This is a genomic window from Sphingobacterium sp. UBA7038, assembly GCF_002494055.1.
Taxonomy (GTDB): Bacteria; Bacteroidota; Bacteroidia; order Sphingobacteriales; family Sphingobacteriaceae; genus Sphingobacterium; species Sphingobacterium multivorum.
In genome coordinates, this window is sequence record NZ_DLAV01000039.1 from 191,519 (window position 1) to 204,658 (window position 13,140).

Annotated in this window: 6 protein-coding genes; 1 reads left to right on the forward strand and 5 read right to left on the reverse strand. The window is 41.1% G+C overall.

The window, feature by feature from the left end; translation table 11 throughout:
- The first annotated feature begins 64 nt into the window (after positions 1-64).
- A complete protein-coding gene (locus B3H30_RS22470; protein ID WP_254667765.1) occupies positions 65-1,399 on the forward strand; it encodes a sulfatase-like hydrolase/transferase in 1,335 nt (444 codons plus the stop codon).
- Positions 1,400-1,499: 100 nt separating this feature from the next.
- Here the strand turns inward: B3H30_RS22470 and bglX are convergent, their stop codons facing one another.
- The 5 genes from bglX to B3H30_RS22495 all read right to left on the reverse strand — a co-directional run bounded on the left by bglX (position 1,500) and on the right by B3H30_RS22495 (position 13,059).
- Positions 1,500-3,776 carry a beta-glucosidase BglX gene (bglX, locus tag B3H30_RS22475; protein WP_286834860.1) on the reverse strand — a complete coding sequence of 759 codons (2,277 nt, stop codon included), beginning with the start codon at positions 3,774-3,776 and terminating at the stop codon, positions 1,500-1,502.
- A 165-nt stretch (positions 3,777-3,941) separates the two neighbouring features.
- Complete coding sequence (locus tag B3H30_RS22480; RefSeq protein ID WP_070569531.1) at positions 3,942-5,327, reverse strand: glucoamylase family protein; 1,386 nt, start codon at positions 5,325-5,327, stop codon at positions 3,942-3,944.
- 76 nt (positions 5,328-5,403) lie between these two features.
- Positions 5,404-6,834: a RagB/SusD family nutrient uptake outer membrane protein gene (locus B3H30_RS22485; protein ID WP_070569536.1), complete on the reverse strand. Its 1,431-nt coding sequence runs from the start codon at positions 6,832-6,834 to the stop codon at positions 5,404-5,406.
- Between the two features lie 20 nt (positions 6,835-6,854).
- Complete coding sequence (locus B3H30_RS22490) at positions 6,855-9,956, reverse strand: SusC/RagA family TonB-linked outer membrane protein (RefSeq protein WP_070569539.1); 3,102 nt, start codon at positions 9,954-9,956, stop codon at positions 6,855-6,857.
- Between the two features lie 265 nt (positions 9,957-10,221).
- On the reverse strand, positions 10,222-13,059 hold the full coding sequence (locus B3H30_RS22495) for a helix-turn-helix and ligand-binding sensor domain-containing protein (protein ID WP_175442036.1): 2,838 nt from the start codon (positions 13,057-13,059) through the stop codon (positions 10,222-10,224).
- Positions 13,060-13,140: the final 81 nt, after the last annotated feature.

Below are 13,140 nucleotides of genomic sequence, written 5' to 3' on the forward strand. Positions count from 1 at the left end.
TCTTGTGGCACGAATCCAATTAACTCATACAACTATGATGCGATACACTAAATTTATGACCGCTATGGCTTTATTTTTACTGGTGGCTTTTGCCAATGCCCAGCAAAAAAAGCCTAATATTATCTTAATTTTGACCGATGATCTCGGATATAGCGACATTGGCTGTTATGGAAGTCCGAATATTTCAACCCCCTTTTTGGATTCGATCGCCAGTAAGGGCGTGAGAGCAACAAACTTTATGGTTTCTACGCCCTCGTGTACACCTTCAAGAGCTTCTTTATTAACCGGGAGATATGCTTCACGTTATAATCTTCCAGCACCAATCGGTCCAGGCTCAGATTTAGGCTTGCCTGATGAAGAGGAAACGATTGCCGAATTATTAAAAAAGGTAGGCTATCGGACAGCATTGGTCGGAAAATGGCATTTAGGAGATAAACAAACTTACCATCATCCTAATCAGCAAGGCTTCGATTCTTTTTATGGCATGCTGTATAGCCACGATTACCGCGATCCTTATGTAAAGACCGACTCTGTCATTAAGATCTTCCGGAATCGGAAACCTGAAGTCGTGGCACCCGACGATTCGGATCTGAGCGCACTTTATCACAAAGAAACAGTGAAGTTTATCGAAGATCAAGATAAAGATCATCCATTCTTTTTATACTATGCGCATAATTTTCCGCATCTTCCTTTGGCATTTGCCAACAAAAAGAACCGATTTGCAGATCAGCAAAATGCAGGCCCTCTGGGTGCGGTGATGCAGGAGCTGGATCATAATTTTTCGGAGCTCTGGAAAACGGTTGAGCGAAAAGGCCTCGCCGATAACACCATTTTAATTTTTTCAAGTGATAATGGTCCCTGGATAGCTTATCCATCGCGAATGTCTGACGATCACGCTACAAAGAACTGGCATGTGGGTACTGCAGGTGTCTTCAAAGGGTCGAAAGCCGAAACAACAGAAGGTGGCGTCCGTGTACCGTTCATTATTTATGGAAAAGGTTATGCCCAAGAAGGGAAAGTTCTTCGACAGGCAATTAGCAACTTGGATGTGTTGCCGACCATCGCCAAATGGACCGGTGCATCATTGCCGAAGAAATCTATCGATGGTCAAGCGATCGATTCTTTATTGAACGGCAAATCGGAAGATTTAAAAACAGCACATAGACCAATATTTTTAGTGAATTATGGACATGTTGAGGCGGTTCGGTCAGGTGACTGGAAGTATCGTCGGATAGCGGGTGGAGTCAATCAGATTTCGGGTAAACCTTATGATGCTATTGAAGAACTACATAACATTGCCTGGGATCCGAGTGAAAGAACCAATATTTTAACGGAATATCCAGAAAAAGCGGCGGAATTGCGTTTATTGTTTGAAAGCTTTGATGGGAATATGAAGTAGCTAGAAATAGCAATGACTAAACATAGACATCGTTAAACATAGACAAGGCGGCACTTATTTTCGAAGTGTCGCCTTGTTTTTTTATAGAGATGCAATAGATTTAAAGCAATTCAAACTCTTTTTCTTTGACATCACGGCTGTTGGGACCAATGTAGACTTTGAAAGTTCCTGGTTCGGCAACGTAATTCAGATTGTTGTCAAAAAATTTGAGATCATTTACTTTGATGTTAAAGTTTACCGTTTTTTGCTCTCCTTTTTTGAGGAATATTTTTTGAAAGCATTTTAATTCTTTTACAGGACGCGTGACAGAACCAACAACATCCTGGATATAGAGCTGCACGGTTTCTTCCGCATCATAGTTTCCTGTATTGCGGATGTCGATACTTGCTTGTAGCGTACCTTTATCGTCAATTGTGTTGCGGTCAAGACGAATTTCACCATAGGTAAACGTCGTATAACTTAATCCATAACCAAAAGGGTAGAGTGGGGAATTGCTTACATCGAGATAATTTGATTTGAATTTTTCAAAATCGCCCGAGTTTCCGTAGGGTCTACCGGTGTTTTTATGCGCATAATAGATCGGAATCTGACCAACATTGCGTGGGAAGGTGGCGGTAATCTTACCTGAAGGAACGACGTCCCCAAATAAGACATCGGCTACTGCTTTTCCTGTTTCCGTTCCGCCAAACCACACATTTAATATGGCTGGTACGTGAGCATCTTCCCAAGTAAGCGTAAGTGGTCTACCCGTAAATAACACCAATACAACTGGTTTTCCTGTTGCCAGTAATGCTTTGAATAGGTTCTGTTGATTTTTCGGGATGTCCAATTCGGAGCGACTGGAGCTTTCACCCGACATTTCTGATGATTCACCAAGGGCAGCCACGACCACATCGGATTGTTGAGCAACTTTTACAGCGTCTGCGATGATCTCCTCTTCTTTTCGGGAATCGCGTGTTATGGTACGGCCAAACATGGTTGCATGCTTTTGGTAAATTGGATCTTCCAACAGATTGCTGCCCAGGTGTGTGAGGATATTGACTTGATTACCCAACACGGCTTTCATTCCCTCCACTAAAGAGGCTGTTTTGTCCAATTCAGCACTGACACTCCATGTTCCGGGCATATTTGGACCTGAATTGGCTAATGGACCAATGACAGCAATTGTACCTGTTTTTTTTAATGGAAGTGCTTGGTTTTCATTTTTCAGCAAGACAAAAGATTTTGCTGCAATTTCCCGGGCTTTGGCATGATTGGCAGCCGATCCGATTACAGTTTTTGCCCGTTTTTCGTCACAATAGCGGTAGGGATCGTCAAATAAGCCTAATTTATACTTGGCTTCCAAAACAAACCGGCAGGCCCTATCGATGTCTGCTATTTTGACCTTGCCCGCATCTAAAGATTTTTTTAGTGTCGTCAGAAACCCTTCACCAACCATATCCATATCAACGCCAGCATTCAGGCTTAAGGCCGAGACCTGTTGGAGGTCACCGAGGCCATGTGCTGTTAATTCGTTTACAGCAGTGTAATCAGTTACGACTAATCCTTTAAAACCCCATTGCTTACGTAACACATCCGTCATTAACCATTTATTTGCCGAGGCAGGGACACCATTGATATCGTTAAAAGAAGTCATGATACTTCCTGCTCCCGCATCTATCGCTGCTTTATAAGGAGGTAGATATTCGTTGTACATGCGGTGAAGGCTCATATCCGTGCTATTGTAATCACGACCACCTTCGGCTGCACCATATAAGGCGAAATGTTTGACACAGGCCATCATGGTGTTATGTGCTGCCAGGTTATCCCCTTGGAAGCCATAGACGATGGCTTCTGCAACTCGCGAGCTTAGATAGGTATCTTCACCCGCACCTTCGGAAATACGGCCCCAGCGTGGATCGCGCGAGATATCGACCATGGGCGAAAATGCCCAATTAATTCCATCAGCGGTAGCTTCTTCGGCGGCAATACGTGCCGATTGTTGAATCAAGTTCATATCCCAGGTAGCAGCAAGACCTAAGGGAATTGGGAATACCGTACGATAACCGTGAATGACATCCATTCCAAAAATGATGGGTATTTTTAAGCGGGATTGCTTGACGGCTATTTCTTGCGTTTTGCGAATTTTCGCTGGTGTGCTCATGCTGAAAATACCACCGATTTGGCCGTTTCTAATTTTGGTATCCACATCGGTGGATACAGTGGTTCCAGTTGTCGCTTCGCCACCGGTTACCAAATTAAGTTGTCCAATCTTTTCTTCGACAGTCATCTTAGCCATAAGCTGATCAATGAATGTGTCCATTTTCGGATTGGATTGCGCTGGACTTGTATGCCAGGCGAGCAATGCAAGAAGGAAAGTACCTACTACTTTTTTCATCGTATTATTTTTTTGTGCGCGTGGATTTTGCTTTCCGCGCAATAGGGTAAGTTTATGTCAAGTGCTCAAGATGATCCCTGAGTTTTCTTGATCAGATGTCCTGTTATTTTTCGTGGAAGGAACCATTTTCAACGTGTGACGGATTGAAAATGATTCCATAGGCCACTACTTTAAATAAGGACTGGTAAAACCGAGTTTCTTTAGTCCTTGTTGAATTTCTGGAGCCTGCATAAATAGGTCCCAGATTTTTCCGGTTCTGTAGTTTTCGATCATGACAATAATAGGCCCCTGATCGATGGCTAAATAACGTTGTGGATACCAATTTGCCGTTTCACTGTAGGCATCATAGTAGCCATATTTACCCCAGATTTTATTGCCGAGCTGATTGTTTAAGTATTGTGCAAACTGTATGCTTTCATGTGGGGCGTAGGGCATAGACGATAAAGCCGCTGTAGGGGAGATCACACCAGGATCGTTGTCTGGATGATGTGCATCGTATCCGTTGATGGAATAGCTGGCCGTCCAGCCCCAACCTTTCGTTGAACCATAACCTTTGTAACCTTTTGGGTTCAGATCTGCGTATGCCAAATTGATCTTAACATGATTGCTTGTCGCTTCCCAATAATCTGCGTATTGGTCTTTTAATCCTTTGGGGCTCAATCCTAGATAGGAGTAATGTTCCCAGAAGAGCGGGCCCACTTCACCTTCTTTGGCATTGTGCTTTAGCACGAGTGGAATGTCATATTTTTTAGCGGAGCTTTTAATTGCACCAGATCTTGCCCATCCCTCGTGATACACCTGGGGTGCAATCGGATAAGTAGGGGAAGAGGCTGCCAAAATATAGGTAATAAGACACTCGTCATATCCTCTGACGGGATGATTTTGCTGGAAGTTAAATTTAGGGCTCCAATGCCAATAAATAACATTTTGTCCGTTTGTATAGTGATTCCAATTGATTTCTTTCCATAGCTTATCTGCTTTTTGAGCGATTAGTTGGGCGGAATCACCTTTATCTTTTAGATACTCCCGAATTGCGATTAATCCCTGCGCTAAGAAAGCCGTTTCAACAATGTCGCCACCGTTATCTTTTTCACTGAACGGTTTCGCTGTACCCAGTTCTCCATCGTACCAGTGTGCCCAAGCTCCTTTAAACCGTTCGATTTTGCCTAGATAATCCATGATGTGATTCAACTTTTGAATGCCTTGTTCCTGGCTGATAAAACCACGTTCCATCGCGACGATCATACCCATGAGTCCGAAGCCACTACCACCTATGGTCACGACATTACGATCATTTTGGGTGTATACACCATCCATATGGATGCGTTCTCTAGCGAGACCAGAAGTTGGTTCGGCGCCCTCCCAAAAATATTGAAATGTATGTTGCTGAATAGTGGTCAATAGCGAATCTTCATTGATCTTGCTTCCGCTGGTTGAATCAATTTTTGAGGAACTTTCTGGACTGCTCGTCGTTGTATTTTGGCACGAACTGCTGAGAATAAGCGCCAAAGCTATACCGCTAAGCGCTGGATATGCTATTCGTTTTCTCATGGATATCTTGTTTAATTCTTGAAAAAATGTTCAAACGACCATAGGTCGTTTGAACGGAGTTATTTTGTATAAATGATTACCAACCGGTATTTTGAGGCATTTCTGGTGTCTGGATACGTTGATTCTCCGGAATTGGAAAAAGCAACATTTTATCTTGGAAAGTTTTTCCATTGGCAGCCATGGCTGTTTTTGCCTGTTTTGTACGCACCAAATCAAACCAACGGTCGTGTTCAAATGCCAATTCAAGACGTCTTTCTTTCCAGATCAATTGACGGAGCTGCGCTTGGTCGGTTGTCGTTACATTGGCTAATTTTACACGTGTGCGCACGGTATTCAATGCATTCAGCGCTTCACTGCTATTGCCAACCTCATTTGCGGCTTCGGCCAGGATAAGATAAATTTCACCCAGACGGAGGTAACGTACGTTTTTATCACCGTCAGCGGCACCTCCATTTGCTGAGGAATACGCTTTTTCATTATACATTGGGTTTTCTACACCATTGTCAATCAGACGGCCATCATAGAGGGTTTCACCTCTGAAAATAATTGTAGCATCCCGGCGGATATTATCTTTTTCGGCATTGAATGCATCCAATAGATTTTGACTTGGGATATTAAAACCCCAGCCTAAGTTGACCGCTCCTCCACGAGGCGCTTGCACTTGACTATATTGTTGGATGCCATGGGCAATTGAACTACCTCGGGCCTGCCATTCAAAGAGCGATTCGGGACCATTTTCCCCTTCTAATCGCCAGATTTTTGCATAATCAGTTTCTAAGCTATAGCCCCCAGAATTAATAACAGCTTTTGCCATATCAGCAGCTTGTTGCCATTTACTTTGGTACAGATATACCTTCGATAGCAGCCCTTGTGCAGCACCTTTGGTTGCTCGGCCCAAATCTTTTGCTGCATAGGCAGATTTGACGGGCAAGTTATCAATAGCAAATTGTAGGTCTGCTTCAATGTAGGCGTATACTTCAGCTGCGGGTTCTCTCTTTATCAAATCACGGTCTTGGATAGGCACATCACCCCATCCACGTACAAGGTAGAAATAATTTAACGCCCTAAGAAACCGAGCTTCACCAATTAATCTATTTTTATAAGCAGCATCTGTCAGTCCGGCTTTTTCAATAAATTCAATTGCTTGAGAAGCACGACCGATTGATTTGTACCATCTAACCCAAAGGGCTTGGAACGAACCAGCTGTTGAGGTATAAGTCAGGTTATCCAAAAGCAACTTATCACCTCCCGCATCAGTGGATGAACTGCCTTTGTCAGCGTTATCCGATATGATTTCAGTGATTCCTAAGAAAGAGAAGCTATAGTCCCACTCCGTAAACATACCGTAGATACCATTTACGAATTGCTCTGGGGTATAAGGAGTTTCGCTATCATCGGCCTCAACCCTTTCTCTAGAAGGAACATCCAAAAAATTATTGTCTTTGCAACCCTGTAGTGCGATCCCCGCACTAAGTAGAATTGCTATATAAAGTTTATTGATTTTCATTACGTTGATTTTTAAAAGGATTAAAACTGCATGTTAAGTCCGAATAGGAAATTACGCGTTGTAGGATAGGCTGATAGCTCTATGCCAGAAGTTAGATTTGGACTACCATCTCCCGCAATTTCAGGAGAGAAACCACTGTAATTGGTGAAGATAAACGGATTTTGTGCAGTCACATACAAACGTAGCTTTGATTTAGAACTATAAAGATTATTAAAAGTATAGCCCAATGTGATGTTATTTATACGAAAATAACTGCCTGATTCTAGATAATAGTTGGAAGGTAGAAAATCTCTTTCTGCTCCGGGATGTGAGTTCGTAGAACCTTCTTTTGTCCAGCGGTTTTCAAAAGTACTTAAAGCGATGTTTTCTCCGCCATTGATGCGCGTACTTTTCATCCCGTTGTAGATTTTATTGCCCGCTACCCCATATCCTGAAACGTTAAAATCGATCGCTTTGTAATTAATTCCTAAATTAATACCGTAAGTAGAACTAGGTAGAAACGATCCGAAAAATTTACGATCTCTGGAGTCAATAACGCCATCAGCGTTTTCATCTGTATAACGCAAATATCCTGGTTTTGGAGATCCTTGTCGCGCATTTGAATTTATTTCATCTTGATTTTGCCAAACACCGTTCATTTCATACATCCACCATCCGTATATTGGCTGTCCAACACGAAGCTGTTTTGTAAGCTCACCATTGTTAAGACTTCCACCTTGGTCCCCATCGTAAGCCGCTTTAACCTCCTTAACCGTGTTTTTGTTGTAAGAATAATTTACACCGACGGAATAGCTAAATTCTGGAGAAATGGATTTGTTCCAATTTAAGGCGACTTCCACACCTTGATTTAGGATTTTTGCGCCATGATCATAAAACTTATCTTCATAGGCAGAGGTGTATGTCGGTGTGACCAACAAGATCGCATTGGTATTCATCTTATGATAATAGTCTATGGAACCTGAAAGTTGGTTGTTTAGAAATGCGAAATCCAATCCGGCGCCAGTTTCTTCCGTCACCTCCCAGCTTAAGTTTTTTGCCGGTGTGCCGTACGCACTTCCAAATACCATATTTTGCTCAGGACCAAATACATAGTTGTAAGAAGAACTTGTAGGGCTCGTTAATATGGTTGAAATATTTAACGGGATATCTTGATTACCTAATTTACCCCAGTTTCCGCGAACTTTCAACAAATTAATCCATGTAGCATCCTTCATGAAGCCTTCATTTGTTACTGTCCATCCTAAACCAATGGATGGAAATGTACCCCAATATTTTCCGGTGTTACGGAATACGCTTGAACCGTCACGACGTAAAGTAGCTGTTAAATAGTATTTACTGTCGTAATTATATTGAACGCGACCGAAGTAAGATGCCAAGGCACGCGGGGTATAATAGATTTGTCTGCTTTCCACTTTATATGCGCCCGAACCATGATCTATACTCCAGTATTGTGGTTTTTGAGGGACATCATAACCTTTGTCGCTCATCATGCTGTTGATGTCATACTTTTCACGCGACATACCTAAGACAGCTTCGACACTATGTTTGTCAAATTTCTTGTTAAATGTTAAGAAATTCTCCCAAGACCAACGGAACTGTTCCAGAGTCTCATAACTCAAACTATTATTAGCATACTCTAAGGATTCGGTGTTTTTCGCTTTAAACTCTTCAAATTGTTGCGCTGTACGAAGTGGATCACCATTGAGCCATGCATCCTTTATATCCGAAAAAACTCTATTTCTCGAGTAGAATTTATTTCCACCAATACGGGAGTTTACTTTTAAATAATCTGTAATTTTAAACTCACCTTCGAAACTACCTTGTAGTCTTAATGTATTGATTTTCTCATTGTTTCTAAGTACTTCGTAGACCGGATTTCCAATAGAGTTTATATTACCAACGATCTCACCGGGATTTCTTTCATAGCCAACAACACCGGTAGTTTGATTTACAATACCCTTTCCATAACGCCCGTTATCATACATTACAGGAACCAATGGGGATTGTTTGTAGGCTGTTGTGAAAGCTCCATTGGGTTTTGGTGTAGCATTTGTAACGGTGAGATTCAAGTTTTGGGTAAACTTAAGTCTATTATCCAAAAACTTGTAGATGTTGTTGTTTCGGATCGTATTTCTAACATATTTTGAGCCATCTAGAATACCGTTTTCGGTAAAGTTGTTTGCTGAAACAAAGTAATCTACTTTTTCAGTTCCTCCCGATATATTGACGGCATTATTAAAGACAGTTCCCGTCTTTATTAATTCATCATACCAATCGGTATCATTATGCTGATTTTCTGACAGTAACCATCTTTTATCTTGATCCTGATATTTTTGACTTTCATTAAAGAAAGTCCGGAATTGTTCTCCATTAGCCATCTTAACCCGGTTAAGAATCTTCTTCATCCCAGCATAACTTTCATAATTAATACTAAGAGTCCCAGTTTTACCTTTCTTCGTGGTCACGAGGATCACACCGTTTGCGGCCCGAAGACCATAAATTGAAGCCGAAGATGCATCTTTCAAAACATCCATGGATTCGATATCGGACGGATTGATATTATTGATGTCCGTCTGTGCGATACCGTCAACGATATAGAGTGGATTTCTTCCGCCTAGAGCTGTTCCCAGACCTCTTACAATAACGTTGGGTGATGACCCCGGAGCTTCATTTGCAATAATATTGATACCTGCAGCTTTACCTTGGATGGATTGCATGGCCGACATGGCAGGTTGCTTCGTGATATCAGATGATTTCAAGGAGCTGATCGATCCGGTCATATCTGCTTTCTTTTGTGTACCATAACCGATAACAACAACCTCTTCCAATGCTTGATTTTGATTTTCTAAGAATACATTGAGTTGCGTTTGATTACCAATGTATACCGTTTGTGTGCGATAACCCAGAAAGTTAAAGACCAGTGAGTCGGTAGGAGAGGCATTGATTTGAAATTTCCCCGTTGCGTCGGTTTTTGTAGATACTGCTTTCCCTTTGATACTAATGGTGACGCCAGGCATGGATATCATGCTTGTGCCATCTTTGACCACTCCTTGTACCGAAGTTTGTCCATAGGCAACCGATACGACCATGGATGTCAAAAATAATGCGGATAGATTCCTCATATCGTTAATTTTTGGTGTTTGTTTAAAATACGTTGGTTATTTCCCTGAAGCAAATATGTTGATGTAGTACAACTTTGCCAAAATTTAACATATTCACATCACTACTACATGAAATTTCGGCTTGCTCAGGCTACCTTTTGTTGTATTTTATATTTTTGATAATCAGTATTTTGTGTTGTTGTTTTTGCTGAAATAATACGAGCTTTAGTGTGTTTTATACACTAAAGCTCGTGTGTGGTAATGATGTAGTGTCTGTGATGAAAATTTAACGTTCCATCAGGAATTCAGAAAGGTTTTTGTCTGTTGGAATGCCTAACTTTTTGCGTAGTCGATAGCGTCTAATCTCGACACCGCGTGTACTAATGTTGAGTAATGAGGCAATTTCCTTACTCGACATATTGAGCCTTAAATAGGCACATAGTTTCAGATCATTGGGGACGAGATCAGGAAACTCTTGTTTCAATTTCTTGAAAAAATTCTCATGTGATTCGTTAAAGCTTCTTTCAAAAATATGCCAGTCACGATCGTCGTTATGGGCATCATCGATAAGCTTGTTTATCTTTTTCAATTCATCCGAACTCAGCTTGTTGCCATCAGCATCTTTAAGCTGTTTGAGCTCGGCGTGTAAATTGTTCAACATCTCATTTTTGTAAACGATATTGAGTGCCGCATTGGCAAGTTCTTTATTTTTTAATTGAAGCTGATCTTCTAATTGCTGGTTTTTAAGTTTAATCCAGTCCTTTTCTTTTTGCTCTGTTTCGCGTTCCAAGGCAATCTTTTTCTCTTCTAGCCATTTTCGCCGTATTTGAAACTGACGCTTGCGCTCCCGTTGAAGATTAAACCTGTAAGCTAAATAGATGAGCGTTATCAGGACGAGTGTATAAAATAACTTCGCCCACCAAGAAAGAAACCATGGATGCCGAATGGTAAATGAAAATGTCTGGACTTCCGAAACTGACCCCATATTGTCCTTCGCCCTGATTTTAATTTGAAACTCTCCATAAGGTAGATTTGTGAAATCTTGATAGGCAGTTTCACTCCATTCGGACCAATTGTCTGAGTAACCTTCGAGATAATATTGGTATTGAAGTGGCGAAGTCGAATAATATGGACTTGAAAAGCTAATTCTAAGATTATTGTCCGATGATGATAGTTTAAACGCTGAATCTGGGATAATAGCCTGGCCTGTTGTCAAGTTGACAAGTTGCGCTATTTGCGGAAGTGGCAACCTGTATTTTTGTGATTTATCGGCATGACGGTAGATCGCAAATCCATCATCTAAACCAATGAGATAGTATTGGTTTTCAATCGGAAGAATGTTTTCATAGTTATTCATCATTCGATCCTGTAAGGGACTGAGCAGATTGGAGTCAATATGTAGTTCGCCCTTACTGTCAAAATCTACTTTAGCAATTTTAGTCTTCTGAATAAACCAGTAGCTGTTTGTATTGATCGGTATGACCTTATTTGAATTTTTATAGCTGCCTAACGCTGTGTTTAATTCATTGGCATAGCTGAATTTTTTCACAATATTGTCGAATTGGAGAAATCCGCTGTCTGTAGCAAATACAAGATTATTTTCTAAGGGATAAATCCCCGTAAATTGCCTCTTTGAAGCAATACTATCCTGTTTGGAGGAAAATAAAATCTTTGCCTGCTGGAAATTCGCATCAAGTCCGAGTAGTTGTATCTGTCCCCAATCGCCAATCCAAAAGGCATGGTTATCTTTTTGCGCCAAGAATCGAACCGGTTCTTTAACGCCTGTGAACTGCTGAACGAACGCTAGGTGTATACCATCGAACGTGAATTTCGATAAGCCTGTATAGTTCCCCTGAAGAATATTTTTTGTTCCAAAAATAGGTTTGAAAACCCATCCTCCGGTAATCTGCGAGATCTTTTCAAGCTTCCCGTTATCTAATTTGAAGGTTCCGTCATTATGTCCACAGATCAACTCATCACCAAATTGTGCTAATGTCCAAACCTGACCATTTGAATTTGGAATCTGAGAGAAATTTAATGAATTGTAATTGGTCAATCCCTTCCATTCACTTGAAAATAAGCCCTTATTAGTTCCAAGATAGATTTTTCCCTGATAGATGATCGATGTATAAACGGTACCTATTTTTCCGACAAAATCAGTGTAAAATGATAATGGGGAATTGATTTCAATGCGGTCAATGCCATTATCAAGTCCCACCCAGATATTCTTCTGATTGTCCTTGACAATGCTGAGTACAGTATTGTTTTGGAGACCATTGTTTTTATTGATATGTTGAATGACCTGCCCATTTTTATTGATGATAATAACACCGTTTTGGATGGTGCCAAAAGCATATTGTCCATCGTAGAGGTATAAGCCATTGTTTATTTGTGACTGGCTTAAGAGCTGATTTGCCGGAGCAGCCCAGGGTAGGATTGTTCCATCGGCTTTCATCAGGTAGAGGCCGTTTCGCGAGGTCGCAATAAGCGAAGTCGTTGCGTCGTAAGGTAAGATGGCAAGTACATTTTTGTCTTTCAAGACATCTTTTCCTTTTACAGGAATTAATTTATCCTGTTTAAATTCATGCAGACCACTTGGTAGTTGTTCAAAAAATAATTTATTGTTGAGCTGATGTGGAAATAAAAAAGGCTCACCTTTAGCCGTTAATTGCCGTATACGATTGTTTTCCCAGATATAGGATTTCGAAAATGTATGAAAAAATACCCGTTGGTCTTCAACAATGATTTTCCAGATTTCTTCGTTTGGAAAGTAGGTTTTGTCCTGTACCAGCTTAGAGAGACTCTGATAAGTCAAGTTTCCAAAGGGTTTGGAAGTCCAATAGCCAAATTCACCTCTTCCACCGGTGTAAATCTTGCCATCTTTACCGATTGCGACACTTCGTACCGTGGAATGATTAGGAAGCGGAAAGATGCGCCAATATTGTCCGTCGAACTGCAATAGACCTTCGGTATTGGCACTATAAATACGACCATCTTTGTCGACTGCCAAAGACCAGTTTTGATTTCCAGCCTTGTATTGGTCTTTTTTGTATTGTTTGACAAAAGGCGTACCTGTGGGTATGATTGTTTGACAGTAACCCTCGGGCAGTAAAAAAAATAACATGCTGCAAAACCAAAAGATATAGACGTTCCTATATTTTTTTGTTGTCATCGACTCCCTCACTTTAAATTGATTTGTGGGCAA

What these genes read in the sequence shown, in the direction of transcription:
- B3H30_RS22485 (WP_070569536.1), bottom strand. Translation starts at nt 6,834, where the DNA reads ATGAAAATCAATAAACTTTATATAGCAATTCTACTTAGTGCGGGGATC.
- B3H30_RS22490 (WP_070569539.1), bottom strand. Translation starts at nt 9,956, where the DNA reads ATGAGGAATCTATCCGCATTATTTTTGACATCCATGGTCGTATCGGTT.
- B3H30_RS22470 (WP_254667765.1), top strand. Translation starts at nt 65, where the DNA reads ATGGCTTTATTTTTACTGGTGGCTTTTGCCAATGCCCAGCAAAAAAAG.
- B3H30_RS22495 (WP_175442036.1), bottom strand. Translation starts at nt 13,059, where the DNA reads ATGTTATTTTTTTTACTGCCCGAGGGTTACTGTCAAACAATCATACCC.
- bglX (WP_286834860.1), bottom strand. Translation starts at nt 3,776, where the DNA reads ATGAAAAAAGTAGTAGGTACTTTCCTTCTTGCATTGCTCGCCTGGCAT.
- B3H30_RS22480 (WP_070569531.1), bottom strand. Translation starts at nt 5,327, where the DNA reads ATGAGAAAACGAATAGCATATCCAGCGCTTAGCGGTATAGCTTTGGCG.